The sequence below is a fragment of the Ruegeria sp. CL6 genome (assembly GCF_056536465.1).
Map to the genome: position 1 here is coordinate 493043 of NZ_JBQFPR010000002.1, position 25728 is coordinate 518770.

The 25728-nt window shown below is 58.2% G+C and carries 23 protein-coding genes and 1 pseudogene; 11 read left to right on the forward strand and 13 right to left on the reverse strand.

The window, feature by feature from the left end:
* The first annotated feature begins 1 nt into the window (after position 1).
* Both ACR0LH_RS07325 and ACR0LH_RS07330 read left to right on the forward strand, forming a co-directional pair.
* A complete protein-coding gene (locus ACR0LH_RS07325) occupies positions 2-883 on the forward strand; it encodes a DMT family transporter (protein WP_480720316.1) in 882 nt (293 codons plus the stop codon).
* Positions 880-1743, forward strand: a complete 864-nt coding sequence (locus ACR0LH_RS07330; RefSeq protein WP_480720318.1) for a sugar kinase — start codon at positions 880-882, stop codon at positions 1741-1743. The genes ACR0LH_RS07325 and ACR0LH_RS07330 overlap by 4 nt, the downstream gene beginning before the upstream one ends.
* On the opposite strand, the gene ACR0LH_RS07335 is transcribed toward ACR0LH_RS07330, so the two are convergent.
* The gene (locus ACR0LH_RS07335) at positions 1730-2926 is read right to left on the reverse strand and encodes a mannitol dehydrogenase family protein (protein WP_480720320.1); all 1197 of its coding nucleotides are present in this window, start codon (positions 2924-2926) and stop codon (positions 1730-1732) included. The genes ACR0LH_RS07330 and ACR0LH_RS07335 overlap by 14 nt on opposite strands.
* Complete coding sequence (gene uxaC, locus ACR0LH_RS07340) at positions 2927-4270, reverse strand: glucuronate isomerase (RefSeq protein WP_480720697.1); 1344 nt, start codon at positions 4268-4270, stop codon at positions 2927-2929.
* Positions 4271-4393: 123 nt separating this feature from the next.
* Here uxaC and ACR0LH_RS07345 point away from each other — a divergent pair, with 123 nt between their 5' ends.
* From ACR0LH_RS07345 to ACR0LH_RS07375, 7 genes are all read left to right on the forward strand, one after another.
* The gene (locus ACR0LH_RS07345) at positions 4394-5410 is read left to right on the forward strand and encodes a Gfo/Idh/MocA family protein (protein ID WP_170777642.1); all 1017 of its coding nucleotides are present in this window, start codon (positions 4394-4396) and stop codon (positions 5408-5410) included.
* Positions 5407-6408 (forward strand): Gfo/Idh/MocA family protein, encoded by a 1002-nt coding sequence (locus ACR0LH_RS07350; RefSeq protein WP_480720321.1) that lies wholly within the window; start codon positions 5407-5409, stop codon positions 6406-6408. The genes ACR0LH_RS07345 and ACR0LH_RS07350 overlap by 4 nt, the downstream gene beginning before the upstream one ends.
* The gene (locus tag ACR0LH_RS07355; protein ID WP_480720322.1) at positions 6405-7457 is read left to right on the forward strand and encodes a Gfo/Idh/MocA family protein; all 1053 of its coding nucleotides are present in this window, start codon (positions 6405-6407) and stop codon (positions 7455-7457) included. The genes ACR0LH_RS07350 and ACR0LH_RS07355 overlap by 4 nt, the downstream gene beginning before the upstream one ends.
* On the forward strand, positions 7454-8635 hold the full coding sequence (gene uxuA, locus ACR0LH_RS07360; protein WP_480720323.1) for a mannonate dehydratase: 1182 nt from the start codon (positions 7454-7456) through the stop codon (positions 8633-8635). The genes ACR0LH_RS07355 and uxuA overlap by 4 nt, the downstream gene beginning before the upstream one ends.
* A 222-nt stretch (positions 8636-8857) precedes the next feature.
* The gene (locus tag ACR0LH_RS07365) at positions 8858-9748 is read left to right on the forward strand and encodes an NAD(P)-dependent oxidoreductase (protein WP_480720324.1); all 891 of its coding nucleotides are present in this window, start codon (positions 8858-8860) and stop codon (positions 9746-9748) included.
* An 11-nt stretch (positions 9749-9759) separates the two neighbouring features.
* Positions 9760-10623 (forward strand): sugar phosphate isomerase/epimerase family protein, encoded by an 864-nt coding sequence (locus tag ACR0LH_RS07370; protein WP_480720325.1) that lies wholly within the window; start codon positions 9760-9762, stop codon positions 10621-10623.
* Between the two features lie 112 nt (positions 10624-10735).
* Positions 10736-11155, forward strand: coding sequence for a secondary thiamine-phosphate synthase enzyme YjbQ (locus ACR0LH_RS07375; protein ID WP_480720327.1), 420 nt, complete (start codon positions 10736-10738; stop codon positions 11153-11155).
* 30 nt (positions 11156-11185) lie between these two features.
* On the opposite strand, the gene ACR0LH_RS07380 is transcribed toward ACR0LH_RS07375, so the two are convergent.
* The 8 genes from ACR0LH_RS07380 to ACR0LH_RS07415 form a co-directional block, all read right to left on the reverse strand.
* A complete protein-coding gene (locus ACR0LH_RS07380) occupies positions 11186-11956 on the reverse strand; it encodes an SDR family oxidoreductase (RefSeq protein ID WP_480720329.1) in 771 nt (256 codons plus the stop codon).
* Positions 11953-12993, reverse strand: coding sequence for a zinc-dependent alcohol dehydrogenase (locus tag ACR0LH_RS07385; protein ID WP_480720331.1), 1041 nt, complete (start codon positions 12991-12993; stop codon positions 11953-11955). The genes ACR0LH_RS07380 and ACR0LH_RS07385 overlap by 4 nt, the downstream gene beginning before the upstream one ends.
* Positions 12990-14090, reverse strand: coding sequence for a mandelate racemase/muconate lactonizing enzyme family protein (locus tag ACR0LH_RS07390; protein WP_480720332.1), 1101 nt, complete (start codon positions 14088-14090; stop codon positions 12990-12992). The genes ACR0LH_RS07385 and ACR0LH_RS07390 overlap by 4 nt, the downstream gene beginning before the upstream one ends.
* Positions 14087-15085 (reverse strand): ABC transporter permease, encoded by a 999-nt coding sequence (locus tag ACR0LH_RS07395; protein ID WP_480430515.1) that lies wholly within the window; start codon positions 15083-15085, stop codon positions 14087-14089. Before ACR0LH_RS07395 ends, ACR0LH_RS07390 begins: the two co-directional genes overlap by 4 nt.
* Before the next feature lie 3 nt (positions 15086-15088).
* The gene (locus ACR0LH_RS07400; RefSeq protein ID WP_480430516.1) at positions 15089-16066 is read right to left on the reverse strand and encodes an ABC transporter permease; all 978 of its coding nucleotides are present in this window, start codon (positions 16064-16066) and stop codon (positions 15089-15091) included.
* Complete coding sequence (locus tag ACR0LH_RS07405) at positions 16051-17586, reverse strand: sugar ABC transporter ATP-binding protein (RefSeq protein ID WP_480720334.1); 1536 nt, start codon at positions 17584-17586, stop codon at positions 16051-16053. Before ACR0LH_RS07405 ends, ACR0LH_RS07400 begins: the two co-directional genes overlap by 16 nt.
* A gap of 67 nt (positions 17587-17653) precedes the next feature.
* Complete coding sequence (locus ACR0LH_RS07410) at positions 17654-18628, reverse strand: ABC transporter substrate-binding protein (protein ID WP_480489581.1); 975 nt, start codon at positions 18626-18628, stop codon at positions 17654-17656.
* Positions 18629-18682: 54 nt separating this feature from the next.
* Positions 18683-20149: an aldehyde dehydrogenase family protein gene (locus ACR0LH_RS07415; protein ID WP_480720335.1), complete on the reverse strand. Its 1467-nt coding sequence runs from the start codon at positions 20147-20149 to the stop codon at positions 18683-18685.
* A 165-nt stretch (positions 20150-20314) separates the two neighbouring features.
* On the opposite strand from ACR0LH_RS07415, the gene ACR0LH_RS07420 reads away from it, so the two are divergent.
* A complete protein-coding gene (locus ACR0LH_RS07420) occupies positions 20315-21415 on the forward strand; it encodes a LacI family DNA-binding transcriptional regulator (protein WP_480720336.1) in 1101 nt (366 codons plus the stop codon).
* 10 nt (positions 21416-21425) lie between these two features.
* A complete protein-coding gene (locus tag ACR0LH_RS07425) occupies positions 21426-23063 on the forward strand; it encodes a GMC family oxidoreductase (protein ID WP_480720337.1) in 1638 nt (545 codons plus the stop codon).
* Between the two features lie 143 nt (positions 23064-23206).
* Here ACR0LH_RS07425 and ACR0LH_RS07430 read toward each other — a convergent pair.
* From ACR0LH_RS07430 to ACR0LH_RS07440, 3 genes and pseudogenes are all read right to left on the reverse strand, one after another.
* Positions 23207-23911, reverse strand: a pseudogene (locus ACR0LH_RS07430) (IS6 family transposase).
* A gap of 79 nt (positions 23912-23990) precedes the next feature.
* Complete coding sequence (locus ACR0LH_RS07435) at positions 23991-24734, reverse strand: ribonuclease activity regulator RraA (protein WP_480720338.1); 744 nt, start codon at positions 24732-24734, stop codon at positions 23991-23993.
* 16 nt (positions 24735-24750) lie between these two features.
* Entirely contained in the window at positions 24751-25674 is a 924-nt protein-coding gene (locus tag ACR0LH_RS07440; RefSeq protein ID WP_480720339.1) for a sugar kinase, read from the reverse strand.
* Between the last annotated feature and the right edge of the window lie 54 nt (positions 25675-25728).

Here is a 25728-nt window from a genome sequence, read left to right on the forward strand (position 1 = left end):
GATGGCTGTCACCGCCAACCCCAATGCGGACCTGCCGCGCCTTGGCATCGTGCTGATGCTGACGGCGTGGCTATTCTTTTCGCTGGTGGACCTTGGGGCCAAGTGGTTGGCATTGGCCGGCGTGCCGGCATTTCAGTTGGCGTTCATGCGCTACGCGGGGCACTTCGTGATCTCTGTGGGCGTGATCGCCAAGGGCGGGATTGAGGCCAGCCGGTTCAAGACCGACCGTCCATGGCAGGTCATTAGCCGGGCCTTGCTGCTGATCTCGGCGACCGTTTTCAATTTTTTTGCCCTGCGGTTTTTGCCTCTGACCGTCGTGTCGGCAATCATGTTCTCAAGCCCGGTCATCGTGTGCTTCCTGTCCGTTTTCGTTTTGAAGGAGAGAGTGGGACCATGGCGTTGGGCGGCTATCATCCTGGGTTTTCTGGGGGTGTTGGTTGTCGTGCGGCCCTTTGGTTCGGCCTTTCATCCGACCATGCTGCTGATCGTTTACAACGCCACCGCGTTGGCTTTTTACTCGATCATGACGCGCAGGCTGTCCGGGGTTGTTGCCGTGGACACCATGCAATTCTACCTCGGGCTTACCGGGACGGTGGTCCTGCTGCCCTTCGCCATCTGGTTTTGGGTTCGGCCGGAAAACATGTGGAGCCTGATAGTCCTGATCAGCCTAGGCGTCTTTGGCTGGTGCGGGCATCAACTGCTGACGAACGCGCATCGGTTCGGAACGGCGAACCAGTTGATGCCATTCACCTATTCGTTCCTGATCTACGTTGCGATCTGGGGCTATCTGTTCTTTGACACAGTACCGGACGCATTCACGTTGGCAGGGGCTGCGCTGATTATGGTCGCCGGGCTCATCATCTGGAAAAGAGAAAAGAAATGACGCGAATTGCCTGCATCGGCGAAGCAATGATCGAATTGTCCATGCTGGAGACCGGCGCGAAGGTGGGCGTCGCGGGGGATACACTGAACACAGCCATCTACATGCACCGCGCGGCTCCTGATCTGCAGGTGGAGTATGTGACATGTCTGGGCGACGACCCGTTCTCAGGGCGCATCGCGGACTTTATCGCCAGCCAAGGCATCGGGACATCCGGCATCCGCATCATTCCCAACGCTTCTCCGGGACTATACGCGATCACGACCTCTGCGGACGGTGAACGCAGCTTCACCTATTGGCGCAGCGAGGCGGCCGCCCGCCAGCTTTTTGCCGATCATGACTTCAGCTCGCTGAAAGGTTACGACGTGCTGTACTTGTCAGGGATTTCCGTGGCCATTCTTCCGCATTCAGTAAGGCTTGCGCTTCTGGACTGGCTCGAAGGCTCTTCAGTCCGGTTGGTCTATGACAGCAATTTTCGTCCGCGTCTTTGGGACAGCGCCGAACACGCCCGGCAGATCAACCAACGGCTTTGGCAGCGTGCAGATATTGCCCTACCATCTATCGACGACGAGATGGCACTGTTCGGGGAATGCGCGGATCAAGTGGCGGCACGCTTTACCGATCATCACGGTGTCGGTGCATTGAAACGCGGAGAGGATGGCCCTCTGTCCATTGGTCAGAACATTGACCAAACCTATGAGCCTGCCAAAAACGTGCTGGATACCACAGCGGCGGGCGACAGTTTCAACGGTGGGTACCTCGCAGCCTTGCTGACAGGAAAATCGCAGGCCAAGGCCCTGATGGCCGGACACAATCTGGCGTCCACCGTTGTTCAGTTCCGCGGCGCGATCACTCCCGGATAAGTGACGCGAGATCCTCAGCGCCAACAAGGTCCAAAAGCGGCACTACCGGATCTGGCTGTGTGACAGCCGAGGCGATTTCCAACGCGCAAGGATCGTTCAGCGTCCTGCCCTTGGCGATCTCGGACATGCAAAAGGAGATCCAGGCCCGCATCCCTGCGATCACCGCCTGAGAGCCGGTCTCACGGAGTGTGGGAACAAACCGATACGGCAGCTTCTGGCTGCCATCCATCGCGATTTGGTCCAGACGGTGCGCCAGCTCGAGGTTTTCAAAGCGGCGCAACAAAGCCTCGGCATAGTCCGGAACCTGTACTTGCAGTGCTGCGGGCAGCGTTGCGCCCGCATCCTTCATCAACTCGGTAACCAGCGGGCGCAAAACCGGGTCTTGAACCGCTTCGTGAACGTAGGTCAGGCCTCGCTCCAACCCGGCATAAGCCAAGAGGGAATGGGCACCGTTCAACATGCGTAGCTTTCGCATCTCGTGCGGGGCCACGTCATCGACCAGTTGCACGCCCGGCCAATCCGGATGTGGCCCGACGAAATTGTCCTCGACCACCCACTCCGAGAACGCCTCGGTTGGAACAGCCATAGGATCGCCGCTGATTGCGCGAACGGCGTCCGTGGTAGCCGGGGTGATCCGGTCGACCATCGCGTTGGGAAAGCGAACTGCGTCCCAATTCACGTCCAGACCGGCTGCATTTGCAAAATCGGCAACTGCCGTTTCAAGCGTTTTGCCGTTTTCCATGCGATTGTCGCAGCTTAGCACCGTCACTGGCTTGCGCCGTTCCGCGAGGCCAAAAGCGAGAAACCCGATCAGCGTTGCGGGTCCCTGCCCCGCCAGATCGGCAGCAATCGCCGGGTCCTGAAGGTTCAGGTTGCCCGCTGCGTCCAAGTGATAACCTTTTTCGGTGACGGTCGCCGAGATGATCTCGGCATCCGCCATCACATTGAGAATCTCGGCGCGATCCTCGGGCGCGACCAGAACGTCCCGCAGAGCTTTTATGCGCCGGACGCCCTGCCCCTGTACGCACAAATCGTACTCGAAACCCTGGCCGGCCAATCCATCCCGAACCGAGGATGAACGCAGGCTAACGCCGACAACGTCCCATCCGCCCGCTTGATCGGTGTAGTCCAGCAAATGCGCCCGGGCGAAGTTTCCAAGACCGAAGTGAAGAATGGTACCCATCTAGCTTTGCAACCCGTAAACCTGTTTCGCCAGATCGACCGCCAGCAATCGCGCCAGATGCTCGGCACTGTCCCGGCCGAAATAGCCGCGCGCAACCTGCTCGGCCAAATGAATAGAAACACCTCGTCGCCACAGGTCGTGACGAGCTGGAATGGACAGAAAAGCCCGCGTGTCGTCATTGAATCCGGCCAGATTGTAGTATCCGGCCGTTTCAACGACCTGATCGAAATACCGCGCAATCCCGGCTGGGCTGTCGTGGAACCACCAAGGCGGCCCGATCCGAAGGCACGGCCAATGCCCCGCCATTGGCGCCAGTTCACGGGCATAGGTGCTTTCGTCCAATGTGAAGAGAATGATCCGCAGTTCCGGCGAGTTTCCGACCCGGTTCAACAGCGCCTCAAGGCCCGTGACCCAATCCATCGCGATTGGAATGTCAGCCCCCTTGTCCCGTCCGAAGTCCCGCATTACCGCGTCGTTCGTGTTGCGCTTGCTGCCCGCATGTATCTGCATGATTAGACCATCATCGACAGACATCTGCGCCATTTCGATCAGCATATGCCCGTAGAAACGGCGAGTATCCTGTTCGGCCCCTTCCCGCCGTCTCAGCCGTTGGTACAGCGCATCCGGGTCTTCCAGCCACTCGGTCTGCACACGTTCGATACCGTGGTCGGTAGCCGTACAGCCCAGCCGGATGAAATAAGCCCGCCGCATTCGCAGCGCATTGAGGTAGCCATCATAGCTGCCCAGATCGCAGCCTGTCAGCTCGGCCAACTTGTTCAGGTTCTGTACGAACTCCGGGTCTGCCCCATCCAAAACCCCGTCTGGGCGGAACGTCGGAATAACTCGCCCACCCCAACCGCTTGTACGAATTTCCCGATGCTCAACGAGGCTGTCGAGAGCGGAATCTGTGGTGGCCAGAACCTCGATCCCAAATCTGTCGAACAAAGCCCTCGGACGAAATTCAGGTCGCGCCAGCTTTTCTGAGATCTTATCGTAAACCTGGTCTGCCGTGCGCGAAGACAACTCCTCAGACACGCCCAGCGTTTCATGCAGCACGTAATTCATCCAGATCCGGGATGGCGTTCCCAGAAACAGATGCCAGTGCTCGGCAAAAGTGCGAAAAACGGCGCGAGGATCCTTCTTTCGCCCCTCTTCCCCAATGCCAAGTTCGGACAAGGGAACGCCCTGCGAATAGAGCATACGGAACACGTAATGGTCGGGAACCACCAGCAGTTCTGCCGGGTTGGGAAACGGCGCATCGGTTGCAAACCACCCCGGATCGCAGTGACCATGCGGAGATACGATCGGCAGGTCCCTGATGCCCAGGTACAGGTCTTCTGCCATGCCATTCAAATTACCGGTCAATTCTGCCTCCGATACTGCTGCCCGCAATTGTTAACACAGTTTTTAATGGTTGCATCTTTCCCGTTCGAACCCGCAGACTGACCGGGTGATCCGGGGGAATGAATGAATATTGCGCTGATTGGTTTGGGGATGGTTTCGGGTACGCATTTGGCTGCAATTCGGGCATCGGATCAAGGCCTCAATCTTGCTGGCGTCCTCGGGCGCAATCCTGAAAAAGCAGCTGAGTTCGCGCAGCGAAACGACACCCGCGCGTTCAGCTCGGTCGAGGAAATCGCAAACGACCCAAACGTCGACTTTGCGATCATCGCAACCCCGCCCGATCAGCGCACAGAGTTGGTTCGGGTTCTTTCGACCGCTTCGAAACCGATCCTGATGGAAAAGCCCATCGAAAGAACGCTGGCCGCTGCGACAGCCATTGTCGAGCAGTGCGAGGCCTCTGGCGTGCCGCTGGGTATCGTCTTTCAGCACCGCGCCCGCGCCGCCTCGCAGGCGCTGAAATCAGCCATTGAGCAGGGTGAGCTGGGCTCGATCGCCACGGTGGAGATCCGTGTCCCTTGGTGGCGTGATCAGAGCTACTATGACGAGCCGGGTCGCGGCACTTACGCACGCGACGGAGGCGGTGTCATGATCTCGCAGGCAATCCACACGCTTGACCTTGCGATGTGGCTGCTGGGGCCGATCTCGGGCATTCAAGCCATGATGAGAAAATCTCCGTTACACGATCTCGAGGCCGAGGATTGGGCAGGTGCAATCTTTGAAACAGATAGCGGCGCAGTGGGTACCTTGATGGCGACAACGGCCGAATATCCCGGGGCCGCAGAGTCCATCACCATCCAGGGCACGCACGCCAAAGCGCATCTGGTGTCAGGTGTCCTGACCTTGACCACTTTCGATGGTCAGAAATCCACATTTGGCGAAACGTCCGCCACAGGCGGAGGGGCCGATCCCATGGCGTTCACCCATGCTTGGCATCAGGCGGTTATCGAGGATTTCGCCAAGGCCGTTGCCGGTGGAACGCGGCCCATGGCCACTGGACGTAGTGCCCTTTTGACCCACGCCGTCATCGACGCGATGCAGATCGCCAATCGAACCGGCCAGAAAACACGAGTCATCTCATGAGCCTGACCTGCGTCGCCCTTGGCCTGGACCACCGCCATATCTATGGCATGACGGAAAACATGCGCAAAATCGGAGTGGACTGCGTTGGCTATTGGACAAAAGGCGATCCGGAAACGCTGGCGGGCTACGTCAAAAGGTTTCCCGATATTCTGCGGCTGGCCCGACTGGAAGACGCCTTAACTTGCGGGGCGGATCTGGCGCTAATTTCGGCAATACCGGCAGATAGGGCCGCTTTGACAATCCGCGCCATGCAAAACGGCATGGACGTCATGAGCGACAAGCCGGGCTGTACGACGTTCGAGCAACTCGACCAGATCAAACGGGCGGTTGCGGACACCGGTCGCATCTGGTCGGTGAATTTTTCCGAAAGGTTTGAAACGCCCGTCAGCACCCGGGCGACCGAGTTGGTCGAGGCCGGTGCCATCGGGCGCGTGATCCAGACGGTCGGACTTGGCCCGCACCGATTGAACCGGGCAACTCGTCCGGAATGGTTTTTTCAGCGTGAACGCTATGGCGGTATTCTGACCGACATCGCCTCGCATCAGATCGATCAGTTCTTGCACTACACAGGTTCGGAAACCGCGGAAATCACAAACGCTTGTGTGGCGAACTACGCAAACCCCAAAGATCCCGGATTGCAGGATTTCGGAGAGCTCAATCTACGAAGCGAGAACGGCACCGGGTACATCCGGGTTGACTGGTTTACGCCGGATGCCCTGCCAAACTGGGGGGATGGTCGCCTGACGATCCTGGGCACCGAAGGCTATATCGAGTTGCGGAAATACGTTGATGTGGGTGGAGCCTCGGGAACAGACCATCTGATCCTCGTCAATGATAAAACCTGCCAAAAGATCGACGCATCTGACGCCGGCCTTCCCTACTTTTCGCGCCTGGCCGATGACATCCGTAACCGGACCGAAACCGCGATGATCCAAACCCACTGCTTTACGGTCATGGAACTGGCATTGCACGCGCAGGAAATGGCGGAACGCAAATGATCAACGTTGCGATACTTGGCGCAGGTATCGGTGCGCAACATTTAAGCGCACTGGAACGGCTTGACCGCAAATTCCGCGTAACCGCCGTGGTCGACCAGAACACGGACCGGATCGAGCAGATTCGACAGAACTCGGGTTTTCGGGCACTGACCAACATTCAAGACGCGCTGGATGATCCGGAGATCGACGTCATCGACATCTGCCTGCCACCCCATCTGCATGTGCCGACCACCCTTGCCGCACTGGCCGCAGGAAAACACGTTGTCTGCGAAAAGCCTCTTGCGACCTCGATGCAGGATGTGGATCGGATCACGGCAGCCGCCCGCAGGGCAGGCAAGCATGTGTTTCCGGTTTTTCAATACCGGTGGGGCCCGTCACTGGCCCAATTGCGCCACCTGCAACGCGCTGGCCTGAGCGGAGCGGTCCAAACTGCCGCGCTTGAAACTCATTGGTCCCGGGGGGCAGACTATTACGCGGTGCCGTGGCGGGGAACATGGGCCGGTGAACGCGGCGGCGCAGTGCTGGGCCATGCCATCCACAACCATGATCTGCTGACTCATATTGCGGGTGATATCGCCTGGGTGTCCGCAATGGCCACAACGCGAGTTAACCCGATCGAGACCGAAGACTGCGCCGCGATCTGTTTTGGCATGACTTCCGGCGCTTTGTGCACAAGCAATATCACCTTGGGCGCCGCCACGGACGAAACCCGCCTGCGGTTCGTCTTTGAAAAGGTGACCGCTACCTCTGGCACGGAACCCTATGCCCCGGGTCAAACGCCCTGGACATTCGTCGCGCGGGACCCGGTGGATCAAGCCGCTATCGACGGCGCTCTTGCCGCCTCCGCTGTCGAGCCAACAGGTTTCGAAGGGTTCTTTACCGAAGTCGGGAAGGCGCTGCAGTCTGAGGCAAATTCGGCCGTTACGCTGCAGGACGGCGCTGCGTCCATCGGCCTTGTGACGGCGATTTATCACGCTGCGCGCACCGGGCAGCGTGTTACCCTTCCCATCGAGCCCGATCACCCTCTGTATGAAGGATGGCTGCCATGAAACAATGTTGGCGTTGGTTCGGACCCGATGATCCGATCGCCCTGGTCGATCTCCATCAAGTCGGGGTTCAGGGCATCGTCACCGCGCTGCATCACGTCCCACCGGGACAGCCTTGGGACGAACCGAGCATCGCCGATCGGCAGGCAGTTCTGGATGCTGCCGGGTACAGTTGGGACGTTGTCGAAAGCCTGCCCGTCTCCGAGGCGATCAAGACGCAGTCCGCAGACATAGCCGAACATCTGCAGGCGTATAAGTCCAGCCTCAGGGCCCTGTCCGCCCGTGGCGTCAAAGTCGTGTGCTACAACTTTATGCCGATCCTGGATTGGACACGCACCGCCCTTCGCGCCCCGCAGCCGCATGGCGGAACGGCCATGCTGTTCGACCTGACTGATTTTGCTGCTTTCGACATATATATTCTCGAACGTCCGGGCGCGTCGGAAGACTATTCCAACGACGTCCAGCAAACGGCCGAGGATCGCTTCTTGCGCATGTCGGATGAATCTAAAGCCCAGTTGCAGCACAATGTCACTGCGGGGCTGCCCGGCGCCAACGATCAGTGGAGCGTGCAGGACGTGCGCTCTTTGTTGCAGACATATGCGCATGTAGACCGTGACCGGCTTCGCGCAAACCTGATCGACTTCCTGTCTGAAGTCGCACCAGTGGCCCAAGAACTGGATCTGCGCTTGTGCTGTCATCCGGATGATCCGCCGTTCTCGTTGCTCGGTCTGCCGCGGGTCATGTCCAGCACCGAGGACTACGGCGCCGTTCTGGATGCAGTTGGTTTGCAGGCGAACGGCGCAACGTTGTGTACCGGCTCGCTGGGAGTGTCCCCCGAATTCGATGGGCCGGACTTCGTGCGTAGACATGGCGGCCGGATTCACTTTGTTCACTTGCGGAACACCAGACGCATCGCGGGGTCAGACAGCCAGAAGCCGGACTTCTTTGAGGCCCCGCATTTGGAGGGCGACACCGACATGGTCGGCACCATTCGCGAACTGATGAACGAACAGCGCCGCCGTAAATCCCAAGGGCGTGGCGACTGGCAAATTCCGATGCGGCCCGACCACGGACAAGAACTGCTGAGCGATCTGGGCGGACACAGCACTCCCGGCTATCCGCTAATCGGACGAATGCGCGGGCTGGCGGAACTGCGCGGCATCATGGCGGCGTTCTCGTAACGCGTCGGATCATGCGGTTTCTTTCCGCCGCAACACTTCTTTTCTTGCCTGAACGCCGCATTCTTCGTTTACTTACGGCACGTAAACGGGCAGCGGGGTGTCTTCCGGACTCGCCCGACGTCTGTTCAAGACGCGTGAAACTCCCGCGAAAACCGATGCAATTGAGCATCATTTTTCGAAACGTCTGCCATACCGAAATGGCGGAAAAACGGGAGGAGTCAAATGAAAACAGCAGGCGTAGTCGGTCTTGGCGATATGGGCAGCGGCCTTGCCAAGAACCTGATCAAGAATGGCTTTGAAACATCCGGTTTCGACCTAAGCGAGACGCGCATGACGGTATTTACCGACATAGGTGGCCTGGCCAAGGATAGCGTGGGACAGGTTGGCCGTCACGCCGCCGCTGTGTTTGTCATGGTGATGAACGGAGATCAGGCCCGCGATGTCATTCTGGGTGAAAATGGCTTGGTTGCGAACATGGTCAAAGGCGGAACTGTCATCCTGTCGGCGACCATTACCCCGGCCGAAGCAAGCGCTATCGGGCAAGACATGGAGGGCGCAGGCATCCACCTGATCGACACTCCGGTCTCGGGTGGGTTTCCCGGCGCGCAGAACGGCACATTGACGATGATGGCTGCCGGCGCTGCGGATGTGCTGGACCGAAATGCCGAAGTCATGCAGGCAGTGTCGGCAACCATTCATCGGGTTGGAGAAAACGCCGGCGACGGGCAAACCGTGAAAGCCTGCCTGCAATCCCTTATCGGATCGATCTTTTCCGCCACATTCGAGGCTGCGGCCCTGGCGGCCAAAGCCGGTGTCAGCGGTCAGGCATTGCTTGATGTGTTCTCCTCATCCAGCGCGGGGTGCGGCGTCGTGAATACCGCCCTTGAAAACATCATTGATCGCAAGTTCGAAGCCACCGGTAGTCATATCGCAACCATGCATAAGGACCTGACGATCTCTCTGGCACTGGCCGGTGCATTGGGCGTTCCCATGCACACAGCGTCATCCGCAATGCAGATCTTTCACGCCGGAAAAACCAAATACCCGAATGGCGACAACTGGGTGTGTACTCGCGTCATCGAAGAGATCGTTGGCGCAGAATTGCATCGCTGAGGGGGCCGGACATGAAATTAGGTGTAATTTGCGACGGCATTTCCCGCGATCTGCGGCATGCCGTGGACGTAATGGACGAATTCGGTCTGGATTATGCAGAGCTTCAATTCGTTGGCGATACGGAGGTCGGAGACCATTCCCCGCAGGAAATTGCCGAGATCGACGCGCTTTTGCGCGACCGGGGCAAGCCTGTGTCGTGTCTGTCGCGCCATATCTTTGCGGGGATGACAGCTGCCAACAGGCCCGGCGACGACCTGCACACTCGGCATATGGACGCCTTGAAACGCGTGATCGACATGGCGCATGTTGTTGCGTCTCCGCTTGTTCGGATCATGACGCAACGAAAAGAGCAGATACTGTGGGGAAAAAACGGTGCCGAAAAATGGAACGTAGCGAATGGAGTATGGGACTCGATGCCGCCACTGATCGCGCCGGCGGTTGAACTGGCAAGAGCTGAAGGCGTGAAACTTGTCGTGGAAACCGGAAACGGCACGCTGGTCAATTCCAACTATACAGCCCGCAAGCTGATTGACGAGTTAGACGCAAAAGACACTTTGAAAGTGCTGTGGGACCCCGGAAACAACTGCTGGTGCCATGAACTGGCATACCCGGAAGGTTATGAAGAACTGCGTGGCGGCTACTTGGGTCACATTCACATCAAGGACGTAAAGGTCGACACGCCGCGGGCAACGCTGGAAGTACGACGCATGGGGGAAGGTCAGCTTGCGCCTCTGTTCCAACCCATCGCGGACGCACTCAGATCCGACGGCTACGATGGCGTCATTTCGCTCGAAAGCGTTTATCACCCCGGCAACGGAAACTTCGAAGATGGATTTCGTCTGTGTGTGGACAGGTTCAAAAGCCTGTTTGCATAGGCGTACAGTCATTATGCGTTCAAAATCAAAATCTTAATCCCCATTCCTGAATGCCAAGCGGGATGTAGAAAGCTGGGCGCGTTAGCGTGAAGTCAAGGAAAGGGCCTGCTGGATGAAGCAAGAGTTTTTTGAGCTGTCAATTGAAACACCCGGCAAATCCCTCACCGACGTCAGCGGGATCGTTCAGCGTGAGGTGTCCGAAAATGAATTTGTCTCGGGCCTGCTGACTCTTTGGTGCGTCCACACGGGTGCTGCGCTGTTGGTGCAGGCCAATGCCGATCCCGAGGTGCTTAAGGATATCGAGACGTTCTTCGAGGAACTCGTACCCAAGTCACCAGGCAAGTATCACCACCGCCCGACCGAGGACGACAACGCTCCATCGCATCTGAGGGCGCTGTTGACGCAAACTCAGGTATCGATCCCGGTCGAACAGGGGCAGCTTCCGCTGGGCCGCGTGCAAAGCCTGTACCTGTTCGAACATCGGGAAGCACCCAAGACACGGCGATTGAAGGCGCACTACATCGGGACTTGAGACTTCGGGTCACATGGAGCGTTGACAGTGCTAACGCCCCATCCAGCCCCCGTCGACTACAAGGATTTCACCGTTGACGAAGTCCGACGCGGCAGAGGCCAGAAAGACCACCGGTCCGGCAAAATCACCAGGCGTACCCCAACGGCCCAGGGGTGTTCGCTCCAGGATCGACTTCGACCGGACCGGATCATCCCGCAGAGCTTGGGTGTTGTCGGTCGTGATGTAGCCAGGCGCAATCGCATTCACATTCAAGCCCTGCCCGGCCCATTCGTTGGCCAAAGCCTTGGTCAGCTGTCCAATCCCGCCTTTCGAGGCCGCATATCCCGGCACGGTGATGCCGCCCTGAAATGTCAGCAGCGACGCAGTGAAGATGATCTTCCCGGAGCCGCGCGTTAGCATGTCCTTCCCGATCTCTCGAGACAGAACGAATTGCGAGGACAGATTCACCTCAATCACTTCGTCCCACCAATCGTCCGGGTGTTCTGCGGCGGGTTTGCGTTTGATCGTGCCGGCATTGTTAACAAGGATATCAGGGGTTCGTCCGTCGGCCCTCAAGTGGTCAATGAACCCATGCAGAGCGGCGCGATCCGAGAAGTCGCATTGGTAAGCCCGGAAATTACGCCCGATCGCTGTCACGGCTTTTTCGACATCCGACCCGGACAGTTCGAGCGAGGCGGACACTCCGATGATATCGGCTCCGGCCGATGCTAATGCCTCGGCCATACCGCGCCCGATACCGCGTTTGCACCCAGTCACAAGGGCCGTCTTTCCCGTCAGGTCGAAACTTTGCAAAACACTCATGTACGCGGTCCTACTTCGATCAGGCTTTTCATTGCGGTTGGACTGCGATCCAGTGCTTCGAACGCGGCCTGAATGTCTGCCAGAGGGCTGACGTCAGTAATCACGACATCAGCGTCCACGCCGCCCGAGGCGACAACTGCAATGGCTTTCTCGTAATCCTCTGGCTCATAGACCCGAGCACCGATCAGTTGCAACTCTCGCCAGAAAAACTGGAACAGGTCAATCTGAGGCTTTTGAGCATGGATCGCGACCATCACGATCCGAGCCCGCGTCGCAGCAACGGCGGTCATCGCATCAACACCGGGCTGCGTTCCCGACACCTCGAAAACCACATCTGCGCCTTTGTCGCCCGTGCGCGCGTTGATTGTGGACACCAGTTCGGTCTCTGTTGGGTTGATCGTGTCAAAACCAAGTTTTTCAGCTATCGCCAGACGGTTCGGATTCACTTCGGAGATCACGACATTGCCACCCGCGTCCCGCGCGACCATGGCAACCAGTATGCCGATCGGGCCGCCGCCGATGACGACAACGTCCTCTCCTGTTTGCAGGCCAGACAGCCGCACATCGTGGCAGGCAACAGCGACCGGCTCGATTAGCGCCGCGTGATCCATGCGCAAGTCATCCGGCAGAACGTGCAACGTGTGGGCTGGAACGGTCCAGATCTCTTGCATGGCGCCATCAGTGTCGAGGCCCAGGAACTTGAGATTCTGACAAATATGCTGATGCCCCCGTTTGCAGGCTGGGCATTCTCCGCAGTGATCAAGCGGTCGGACAACGACCTTCTGGCCGGGCTTTATCGTATCGACGCCCTCGCCCGCCGCTTCGACGACACCGGACATCTCGTGCCCAATCACCCGGTTCAGTCCTACACGGGCATCCATGTTACCGTGGTAGACGTGCATATCCGTCCCGCAAATCCCGCAATAGGCAACGCGAATGGCGACCTCGCCGGGGCCCGGAGCTGTCGCCACGGCCTGTTCTACGGCAAAGCTCTTATTGCCCCGATAATACGCCGCAGAGATCGTCTGGGTCGTCATGTATGCATCTCCTTGTGTTCCTCATTCAGTTTGTCCCAGTCGAATTCCACTCCGGTTCCCGGCGCATCCGGGGCCACGGCGAGGCAGTTTTCCACAACCAGCGGACGGGTCGTGTACTGGTCTATCGGGAATGAGTGTACTTCCAGCCACCCCGCGTTGGGTTGCGCCGAAACGAGGCTGACGTGCAATTCCTGCATGCCATGGCTGCAAACCGGAATGCCATGCTGTGCGCTTAGCGCGGCCACGCGCAACCAGCCGGTTATCCCGCCGCAATTTGAGGCATCGGGTTGGATGAAACTCAGCTTCGCGTCATCAAAGGCGTATTCGAATTCATGTATGGTGTGTAGGTTTTCACCCATGGCAAGGGGTACGCCCGTCGCTTCGACAATTCGGCCATAACCTTTGTAGTCGTCTGGAATGGTCGGTTCCTCGAACCACAGAATATCGCAGTCGGAAAACCCTCTGGCAGCCACGATGGACTCTTCGACGCTCATAGAGTAATTCGCGTCGACCATGAAGAACCGGTCCGGGCCCAGCATCTCGCGCACCGCCCGGGCACGTGCAAGATCGTCGGCCAGGTCTGGTTGACCGACTTTGATCTTGACTGCGTTGAACCCACGCGCAAGGTACCCTTCAGTCTGGTGCAGCAGTTTCTCTAACGAGAAATTCAGGTCGATCCCGCCGGCGTAGGCGTTGCAACGTTTGGACGCTCCGCCGGCCATCTGCCACAATGGCGCATTCTGCGTTCTGCCGCGAATGTCCCACAATGCAATATCCACGGCCGAGATGGCAAACGAGGCGATCCCGCCACGTGCGACGTAGTGCACATGCCACTGCATGGCGTCGTACAGGCTTTCGATCTGTTCGGCGTCTTGTCCTACAAGGAACGGCGCCAGGTCATGCTGGATCATCGCTAGGATGGCATGACCACCCTTGCCCCCCGTATAGGTATACCCGACCCCCTCGACCCCATCCGAGGTTTGAATGGTGACTGTGATCAATTGAAAAAACGTGTGATCCCCATGTTTGGCATCGACTAGGACCTCAGCGAGCGGAACGTTGAACAGCCGCGCTGAAACACTTTCTATACGATTCATGAACCCAAGACCTTCTGCTGCCTGGCAATAACCCGAGACTGTAAAAGGATGACCGCAAATAGAAAGCCTCCACGTATGACCATCTGCCAATAGGCACTGAAACTGATGGTGCCCTGACCGTTTTCAAAGTTCAGAACGTTGAAGACAAGCCCCAGCAACAGCGCACCGGCCACCGTCGCAGGGATCGAACCCATCCCACCCGTCAACAAAGTGCCGCCCACCACGACGGACGCGATGGCCGACAATTCCCATCCGATACCCTCAAGGGGTTGTCCGGCTCCAAAGCCCGAGGCCAAAAAGACTCCGGCCAGCCCCGCGCAGCCCCCCGACAGCAGGTAGACGAAAGCCTTGGCGCGATTGACTTTCAGGCCCATTAGGTTCGAGGCATCCTCGCTGCCACCGATCGCCAAGACGGTCCGCCCGATGGTTGTCCTTTCCAGCACCAACCAAAGTGCCAGGGTCAGTCCGGCCACGATGACGATTGTCCATGGAAACAGGCCGAACGCCTGCCCCATGCCAAGCTTGGTGAAGTTCGACCCCCAATCGACCGAAATTGTCTGGGCGCCCGAAATCACCAATGCGCCGCCTTTGGCGGCCAACATGGTCGCTAATGTGGCGATGAAGGGCGGGATTCGAAGGATGATTATACAAAAGGCGTTGATCGCCCCGAAACCAAACCCGGCAAGAACGGCCCCCGGCAAGGCAACCTGAATCCCGTAGGGGCTGAGATAGGCCGCAACAACCGACGTAAAGGCCGCAACGGATCCGACCGATAGATCAATCCCGCCGGTCATGATCACGAAACACATGCCCAGTGCGATCGCAATGAACATCGCGTTGTAATTCAGGAAAGACGAGAAATTGTAGGCGCTGCCAAAGTTTTCATAGCGCATCAGCCCGAACAGGATCAAAGCCAGCAGTGCGAGCCACACCGTCACCGAAGCCGAATTGCGCCGAAGGTACTTTCGCAGGTCAAAAGCCGTTTCATCCAACATCAGTCAAGCCCTCCGGAACTGCTGGACCCAAACGGCCAGGATAATGATGACGGCCTTGGCGATTAATGCAACTTCGTCCTCTACCCCGTTGGCCAACAACGTATATTTGACCAATTGGATGATGACGGCTCCCAGTATGGCACCAAAGATCGGCGCCCGCCCGCCTTGTAAAAGAGCACCGCCAACAACCGCGGCCGCGATGGCATCAAGCTCCATCAGATTGCCGTTGCGCGCAGCGTCCGAGGCCGAGTTGATAGCAACCACGATCAGACCGGCCAGGCCCGCAAGCACCGCGCAGATGGCATAAGCCCCGATCTTGACCCGTCGGACAGGACCACCCGACAGATAGGCCGCGCGTTCATTGCCGCCGATGGCTAGCAGGTAACGGCCCCATGTGGTTCTGGTGATCACCCAAAACAGCACACAGGCAATGGCCAGCGCCAGCCAACCTTGGAACGGCAAGCCAAACACCTTGCCGGTTCCAAGATAACTGAATGAAGGGTTTGAAAATGTCTGCAGGTTTCCGTTCGTCAAAACCTGGGCAATACCGCGACCAGAGATGAAGAGAATGAGCGTTGCCACAATGGGCTGCACGTTCAATACGGCAACCATCACGCCGTTGAACACCCCGCATAGCCCCGCGACGAACAGCGGCAGGACAATGGCCAAAGTTACGCCTAGCATCGGATTAGCGGCGCCCAGATCCGACAGAAAGATCAGCGGGGCCAGCGCCCCCGCCAGTGCCATGACCGCACCAACCGACAGATCGATCCCACCCGTGGCGATTACCAGCGTCATGCCCATGGCCACGATGGCGATAGTGGCAACCTGGCTGATATTCACAAACAGGGTCTGCAACTGCAGGAAATTGGGGGTGAAAAACGCGTTGAACACCAGCAGGGCGACCAACGCGGCGATACCGCCGTGAAAGCGGAAGGGCATCGATGCGACCCGTTGCGGCAATTTCATTGCGCGGTCCATGAACCAGTTCCTTCTTCATGATGCGCAAGCGCGCGCACCAGTATGTTCTCGGTAATCCCGGGGTTGGTCAGTTCCTTGACCGAGCGCCCCTCGTGCATGACTACGATGCGGTCGGCGCCTTCCACCAGTTCTTCGAATTCCGAACTGATGAGGACGACGCCGAACCCCTTCTCGACGTAAGACCGAATAAACGATTGGATTTCTCGCTTGGCGCCGACGTCCACGCCTCGGGTCGGCTCGTCGAGTATCAGGATGTCGGGTTGCGTCGCCAGCCAACGAGCAAGCAGCACCTTCTGCTGGTTGCCGCCGGACAATTCGCGAATGGGTTGGTCCATATGCGCCGCCTTGATGCCCAGATCGTCGATGAAGGCCTGAACGATCTCGCGCTCGCGGGCAAAGTCGATTTGACCACGACTGGCCAGTTTCGGCAGCAGGGCCAGCGTCATATTTTCGCGAACGGACATGTCTGGAATGATCCCTTCGGCCTTGCGATCTTCGGTCAGAAAGCCGACCCCGTTTGCGATCGCGTCACCCGGTCCGGGCGGTTGCCCGACCGAGCCATGCAACTCGATCGCGCCACTGCGGGCCCCGTCCACTCCGAACAAAGCTCGCGCCGCCTCGGTCCGGCCAGAGCCCAGCAACCCGCCCAGCCCAACGATTTCGCCGCGGTGGAGCGTAAGGTCGAAATGCGTCAATCGCGGGCCTGTCGAAACAGAGTCAGCCCGCAAAACGATATCCCCTTTCTTGGCCTTGGCACCCGCAAAGTCAGTTAGACCGTCCGCCGCGATCTCATCCGTGTTGCGGCCCAGCATGTCCGCGATCATTTCCAGTTTGGTCGTGTCCTTGACGGTACGCGTGCTGACGGTGCGCCCGTCTCGCATCGTTGTAACCCGATCGCAGATTTGGAACAGCTCATCGAGGAAATGCGAGACATACAGAACAGACACGCCCTGTTTCTTCAACTCGCGCACCACACCGAACAAAACCTCGACCTCGCTGGCATCCAGCGACGACGTGGGTTCGTCCATGATGACAAGTTTCGCGTCCAGAGAAACAGCCCGCGCAATCGCGACCAACTGCTGGATCGCTGTCGAGAAATTTCCCAGCGGCTCGGTCACGTCAATATCTATGCCAAAGCGCGCAAGAACCTCGCGTGCGCGCCTGTTGCCCTCGCGCCAGTCGACCAGAAAGCCGAGACGTTTGGGCTCGTACCCAATGATGATGTTCTCGGTCACTGACCGCAGCGGCACCAGGTTGAGCTCTTGATAGATCGTGGCAATTCCGGATTCCTGCGCTTCGCGTGGGGTAGAAATGCGGCTTGGCACACCCGCCAGATGGACGTCGCCGGCATCCCGGTCGTAAACTCCGGTCAGAACTTTGATCATCGTCGATTTACCGGCACCGTTCTGGCCGATCAGCGCGTGAACTTCGCCAGCTGCGATCTTCAGGCTGGCCTGACTCAGTGCCGGTACGCCGGCAAAAGACTTTTCAACTCCCGACATCGAGACGAGCGCATTCATGAGATGTCTTCCTCCGATTACTTGCAGGCGGCGCCAACCACAGGCCAGCACCACCCGCCAGGGAGAATCAATAGGCTTCGTCGATGTGATCGGCCGCGTTATCCTTGGTAAAGATGCGATCTTCGACTTTCACCCATTCCGGGATCGTCTCGCCAGCCGCGTATTTGTTCATGACTTCACAAGCCAGAGGACCGAAGAAGGGCGAGCTTTCCACCGTGACCCCCATCTTGCCATCGATGATAGCCTGAAGCGCATCGCGTGTCCCATCGATCGAAACAATGGTCACGTCCTCGCCGGGCTTGCGGCCGGCCAGTTCCAGAGCCTGGATCGCGCCAATCGCCATTTCGTCATTGTGGGCGTAGACCACGTTCACGTCGGGATGCGCCTGCAGCAGGGTCTCCATCACCTGACGACCCAGGTCGCGCGCAAAGTCGCCGGTCTGAGAAGCCACAATCGCAAAGCGGTCATCCTCTGCAATCGCGTCGTCGAAACCCTTTTTGCGGTCATTTGCAGGCGAAGAACCAGTCGTGCCTTCCAACTGGACGATGACGCCCTTGTCGCCGTCGAAATTCTCCATCAGCCATTGTGCCGCCCGGTTGCCCTGATCGATGAAATCCGACCCCAGGAACGCTACGAAATGCTCGCCAGGCTTGGCTACGGCCGGATCAACCGAGCGGTCCACCAAAAAGGTCGGGATTCCCGCAGCACGGGCCTTCATAACGGCTGGGATCAAAGGCTTTTCTTCCCGCGGGGGAAGGAACAGAACGTCGATGCCTTGGGCGATCATGCTGTCCACATCCGCAACCTGCTTTGCCGCAGATCCGGCCGCATCCGTCGCGATCAGATCCCAGCCACAGGCTTCGGCCGTGTCATGGAACGATTTGGTCTCGGCAATGCGCCACGGGTTGTTCGACTCCATCTGCGCAAAGCCGACTTTGTAGCGATCCTTCTGCTCAAGCGGTGGCAGATCCTGCGCGATCACCGTGGTGCCCAAAAGTGCACCCGCCACAACCGTCGAGATCAAAAGAGTTCTGCGTTTCATGTTTATTCCTCCTCCATTGGTGCGGTCGCCTCCGTTTTGACCGCGAGTTTTAGGTCATGCCCAATTCATGTAAGTCGTTTGTTTCCTCAGATACCCATCGAAGCCATAAGCGCCGTCTTCGCCCCCAACCCCGGACAGACCCCAACCGGTGTGAAATCCCTGCACGGCCTCGCCATTGGAGCGGTTCAGGTACAATTCGCCAAAATTCAAACGGTTCGGAGCCTCCATCAATCGCCGGTGCGATGCCGTAAAGAGATAGGCAGACAGCCCGAATAATGTGTCATTCGCAAAGTCTATCGCCTGATCAAAATCCTCGACTCGCATGGCTGTCGCCACGGGGCCAAAGACCTCCTCTTGCATCGCGGCATTGCCGTTGTCTGAGACCTCAAGAACCGTCGGGGACATCCAGTGCCCCTTATGGTGCGCCCCGTCCGTCAGGGGCCCGCCTGCAAGATGAACCGTGGCTCCTTCGTCGATGCTGCGCTGGATGATCTCGGCGACCTTGGTCACTTCGACCTTGCTGACTTTGGGACCCAAATCGCAGTCTTCCATCGGATCCCCGATCGACAAAGCGCGGGCCGCGGACACGAATTTTTCCAAGAACTGATCCGCAATGCCGCGATGCAGATACATACGCTCGTTGCAGGTGCAAATCTGGCCGCAATTGGCAAACCGGGCGGCAACGGCGGCCGAAACGGCGGCGTCAATATCCGCATCCTCCATCACAATGAGCGGAGCCTTACCGCCAAGCTCGAGCCGGACAACCTTGATCCGGTTGGCCGCTGCGCGAAAAATCTCTTTCCCGGCGCGTGTGCTGCCGGTCATCGTGATTAGTGACGTATCGGGGTGTTCGACCAACCGCTGCCCTACCACCGGCCCCTTGCCTGTCAGAACATTCAGAACACCCGGCGGAAACCCGACCTTGTCGGCAAGCTCGGCGATCGCAAGACCGGACAGCGGCGTGATTTCGTGCCCCAACAGAACAACGGTGTTGCCCGCGACCAGCGAAGGCCCGATTTTCCTGGCGGCCAACGCCAACGGATAGTTCCAGGCCGTCAACGCAACAACAACACCATAAGGATGACGCCGGATCTGAATTTCCTCGGACTTGTTGTCCGATGCCACTATGTCACCCGAAATCCTCCGGGCCTCTTCAGCCGCATGACAAAGAAAAGTAACGGCGGCCTCCACTTCACCTCGAGCTTGCGAGATCGGCTTGCCCTGCTCGGTCGTGATCAGGGCTGCCAGGCGCGTGGCGTCGACCCGGACGGCCTCGGCGAGCTTCAGGACCAGCCGCGCCCGCTCGATCGCCGGGCGCGAGGACCATGAGCCAAATGCCCGATGGGCCGCGTCGACCGCCGCATCCGCATGAGCGGCGGCGCCATCTGGAACTTGCGCAACGATCTCTTCATTTGCAGGGTTCTCGACACCAACCGTGTCCGCGTCAAAGTCGGTAAAGCGGCCATCGATGAACATCGAATGCCGAACGACTTGACCCAACTCCCCCACTACAGACCGCAATTTCGCCTCCCGCACCTGCTCGGCCAGACCACAACGGCGACCGCACTGCGATCAAAACACTAATAATATTATTTCGTCAACACTAATATTAGTTATGTATCACTAATATTAGTTGCACACCCCCCGCATAGTCGATAAAAAGAATGCGAACAAAAGGGTTGAACGATGAACGATCAAGCGGACAAGGCCGGGCAGCACAGGGGTGTAGGGCGAGTCGCGGGCCGGCAGCGCGTAACGATGCACGACATTGCGCGCGTCGCCGGATGCTCGCAGACGACGGTATCGCTGGTTCTCAATAAAAACGACTCCGTCAAAATCTCCGAGGACACAAAGCAACGAGTACTGGATGCCGCAAACACGCTTGGATACGCCATGTCCCCTCAACTCAGGAAACCCCAGGACAGCGCGCGTCGACCCTCGGCACTAGGCGGCACCATAGCTTTTGTCGTGGATGATCTGGCGTCGAGCCCTGAAATGGTAAACGCGTTTAACGGCGTGAAACAAGCCGTTCGGGACACCGGAAATCTTGTATTGCTGGCAGAAACCCAAAACGACCCCGAGATCGAGCCCAATACGCTCCGGTATTTCCTCGACCAACAGGTTGCGGGCATCATTTACGCGACCGTTTTCACCCGGCGGGTGGTCGTTCCGGAAATCCTCACGCAAACCGCAACCCCAGTTCTGCTGCTGAACTGCTTTTGCGACGACCTGTATTTTCCTGCGGTGATCCCCGGCGAAGTCGCTGCTGGACATACGGCGACCAACGCTCTGATCAAGGCCGGGCACAAACGGATCGCCACTATCACCGGCGAGCCGTTCATGGAATGCGCCGCGGGACGAACGACCGGGTACAGAAACGCCTTGGCTTCCGCGGACATTCCATTCGACGAGGACTTGGTTGTCGAAGGCAATTGGTTGCCCAGCGCCGGATATGCCGCCACGCGTGAATTGATGGACCTGCCCTCTCCGCCAACCGCCATTTTCTGTCAGAATGACCGCATGGCAATCGGTTGCTATGAGGCGCTCAAGGAACTTGGCCTGTCCATCCCCGAGGACATCTCGGTCATCGGATTTGACGATGACGAAACCGCGCGACACCTGTCGCCGCCTCTGACCTCGATGATCCTTCCCACCCGGGCGATGGGACGCTGGGTCGTCGAACAGCTGTTCCACGGGCCGACAGATGGTCGGAGGCACCCACTCGTGAAACTTGAATGCGAACTGGTCGAGCGCGACTCGATCAGCGAACCCAAACGCCGGACCTGAAGGCGACATCATGACGGAAACTTTCGATCACATCGTCATCGGCGGCGGCTCTGCCGGTGCCGCAGCTGCCGCGCGACTGGTCAACCAGGGCAAGTGCAGGGTTCTGGTGCTGGAGGCCGGGCATTCGCACCGCCATCCGTTGCTGGACATGCCGCCGGGTATTTTCAAGATGATCAACGGGTCCAAGTTCATGACCTACCACCAGACCGAACCGCAAGACCACCTGGACGGCCGCGTGCATGACATTCCGCAGGCCAACGTACTGGGCGGCGGGTCGTCAGTGAATGCGCAGGTCTACATGCGCGGTCGCCCTTCCGACTATGACGCGTGGGACGACCTGCTGCGACGGACCAACGACGGGGTCGGTTGGGGATGGGACGATGTGCTGCCCTATTTCCGCAGGATGGAAGACAACAACAGGCTTCACAATGACCTGCATGGCAGCGACGGTCCGGTGCAGGTCTCGGATCCGGGGTATATCGACGACATGTCCCGTTGGTTCGTTCAGTCGGTGCAGGCACTTGGTGAACCATTCAACACGGACTTCAATGGCGCAACGCAGCGCGGTGTCGGGTTCTATCAGTTCACCAATCGTGCCGGAAAGCGCAGCTCGTCAGCCTATGCTTTCCTCGCCCCACTTGAGACAAACCCGAACTTGACCATCCGGCTTGGCGCAACGGTCAGCAAAGTCATCATCGAAAACGAAAGGGCCGTCGGGGTGCAGTATCGCGACAAACGCGGGTCGCACACCGTGCGGTGTGATGGTGAGGTTGTCCTTGCGGCGGGCGCTCTGGTCACACCGAAAATTCTAATGCTGTCGGGTATCGGACCGGATGCACATCTTGCCGAATACGGTATTCCCGTGGCCTGCCCACTGCCCGGGGTCGGTCAGAACCTGATCGACCACCCCGAAGTTCCCATCACTGCCTTTGCCAACGGTCCATACGGATATTTCAAACAAGGTGAGGGCTGGCGGATGCTTCGCAACGGCATACAGTTCAAACTGTTCGGCAGCGGCCCGGTGACTTCGGCCGGGGTCGAAGCTGGTGCCTTCGTCAATCCGTCTAACCCCGATGGAGAACCGACCATTCAAGCCTTTTGCGTGCCCATCGTCTATCTGGATCGCGACGCGCTGGACGAGGTGCAGGATGACTTTGGCCTGACCGTTACGACCGTCGTAGTCAAACCGAAATCACGCGGAGAGGTCCGACTTCGCTCGGCCGATCCTCACACCATGCCAGTGGTCTCGCCCAACCTTCTGAAGCATGAAGACGACATGCAAGAGATGATCCGGGGGCAGCGGTTCTTTCGCCGGGCATTCACGTCGGGCCCGCTTGCTCAAAGGGTTCGCGAAATCGTCATTCCGATAGCGGACGACGAACAGACGCTGCGAGCACATTGTAAGAGATTCGTAAAAACCAACTATCACCCGGCGGGCACTGCCAAAATGGGTCGGGACGGCGACGGAATGGCAGTGCTGGACGCCAGAATGCGTGTGCGCGGGATCGAGCGCTTACGGGTTTGCGACATGTCCGCAGTGCCTGACATCAACGCCGGCAACACAAACGCACCTGCCATGATGCTTGGCGAACGATGCGCCGACCTGATCCTTGGCATCGGATCAGCACGCGAGGGACGCAATTCTTAACCTAAGCTGCGGCGTCGTCCGTCATTGATCCGATTTCTGGCGCAAAAAATGGCGTCGCGCTGCCCGCCCGACCGAAAACGGATTTCCCTAGATGTTTTCCGACTAATTCGAACTAGCCTCAGTTTGCCGCGGAAACCGCGAACCTATCCGGAACAAAGTTGACGCCACTCGCTAAGGGCGGCGGCGCGGGTCAGCTTGAATGTATCTCTGCTGGTGAGATCGCTCCTTGTTAAAGTGGTTGTAGACGGAGGAATGGACGGAGGCGAATGTCTGTAAACTTCGCACCCGTATGAACCGCTGCATTACGCGTTCGCGTCGTCGAAACGGCAGGTGCGAATTCTCGACGCGGTTGTTGAGCCACCTGCTCGTCCTTTGTTTTTCGGTAACGCCAAGCTCTCTGAGAGCGGCTCTGTATGAGGCAAAGCGATCCGTGACGATGGTTTCCGCTTTGCCGTGTCGCTTCATCAATTTCTCAAGGAATTTCAATGCTGCAGCATTGTTTTGGCGCTTGGTGACAACAGCTTCCAGTACCTCGCCTTCCTGATAAACGGCCCGCCAAATATAATGCCGCTTGCCATTTACCTTCACGAAAACCTCGTCAACGTGCCACTTCCATTTGGAGAACGCGCGCAGCAGCTGAACACGCTTCCGCCTTATATCAGCAGCAAACATCGGGCCAAACCTGTGCCACCAAAATCGAACAGTTTCGTGGCGCACGTCGATGCCTCGCTCGCGCACCAGATCTTCGACATTCCGAAGCGAGAGCGGGAAAGGATGTACAGCATCACCGCAAAGCGGATGATCTCGGGACTGGTTTTGAAGCATTTAAATGGTGATCGTCTTTCCATCCACAAAGGCTATGAATGCCCCCTTGCCCGCCTCAAGCCAAGTTCTTCTGACAAAACCTACATTGCAGCGATTCAGACATCAGTCAGAGAGCCGCGCGCGCCAGACCTTAAATCGTTCGAGAACGTCTGGGTCGGTTGCAGGATAAAGTCCAATTACGGGGGTGCTTTTTCGCACCTCTTCCAGAACGAAGCGTTCGAACAGCTCCATTGGGCCTGCCTCGATCGCAATGTCATCGGCGAGGTGGCGTGGGATAATCATGACACCATCGCCATCACCCAGAACGATGTCACCAGGATAGACCGCCACGCCGCCACACCCGATTGGCAAACCGATATCTACCGCATGATGTTTCGTAAGGTTGGTTGGGGCAGACGGTTTTGCAGCAAAGACTGGCATCTCAAGTGCTGCAGCACCGTCGGCGTCGCGAATTCCACCATCCGTGACAACGCCCGCTGCTCCGCGCATTTCCAGTCGCGTCAAAAGGATCGAACCTGCCGAGGCCGCCGATGCATCCTGCCGACAATCCATGACCAATACCGCGCGTTCAGGACATGTTTCCACGGCCACGCGCTGCGGGTGATCTGGCTCACGAAACGCCTCGATCGGGTCGGTGTCAGGCCGAGCAGGAATGTAGCGCAGTGTAAAAGCCGGGCCGACAAGGGAGGGCTTGCCCTTGCCCAATGGGGCAACGCCTTGAACATAGGCGTTTTGATAACCGCGTTTGTAAAGCAGCGTGGCCACAGTCGCTGTGCTGACCTTTGACAAGCGATCAAGCGTATCCGGATGCAGTTTGATCGTTTCGGCAGGCTGAGGGTTCGGCAAGGGCTGGATCCTTCTGCTAAGGCTGTTGGCAACTATCGAGCAGGCTTTGGTTGACGGGAACAAGTGCACCTTTGCCTTGCACGACATGCCCTGCCAGTTTGCAGGCCAGTGCTATGCTGTCAGGTAAGGATTTTTCCGTTGCCAGCCCCGCCAGAATGCCAGCGTTGAAACTGTCGCCTGCAGCAGTCGTATCCACAACCGAGGCCAGAGGCGGAACATGGACAGAGCCCTCTGCTCCGCGAGTACGAAAAATGACCGTTTCTGCGCCATTCTTGACAACGATCGTTTCTGCACCCGCCCTTGCATAGCGCTGCAAAGTGGCCGCGGGGTTCATGTCGCTGAACCAAAGTGCCTCGTCCTCGAATGATGGCAAGGCAATATCGCTAACGGCGGCCGCCTGCATGATGTTCTCGGTCATCTCAGAGGGGCTGTCCCAAAGATGCGGGCGCAGATTGGGGTCGAAGGCAATCCGTTTTCCGGCACGCCGCGCTGACCGAGCAACGTCAAGCAAGGCAGCGCGCCCTTCAGGGTTCAAGATTGCCAGAGTGATGCCCGAGAAATAAATGAGATCAGATTGCGTCATGGCGTGGGCAAGTGCTTGCTTGTCTTGGGCCAATAGGCGTGCGGCCGACTGGCCGCGCCAATAGGTAAAACTGCGTTCCCCGTTGTTTAGCGTGATAAGATACAACCCCACTGAACGGTTTGGCACGATCCGCACCTTCTGGGTGTTGACCCCGCTTTCGCGCATGACACTCAGCATCCGTGATGAGATGGCGTCATCTCCGACGGCTGTAAAATAGGACAAGGGCGTTTCGGGTGTGAGTTGGGCCAGATACCAAGCTGTATTGAACGTGTCTCCGGCGAACCCCATTTGATACGTGCTTGGCGCGTCAGTTGGGGCCATTTCGGCCATACATTCACCTATCGCGAGAATTCGCATATTCCGGTTTCCAGTACTTCGAAGTTTGGCAAACGGTAGCGTTCGACAATTAGG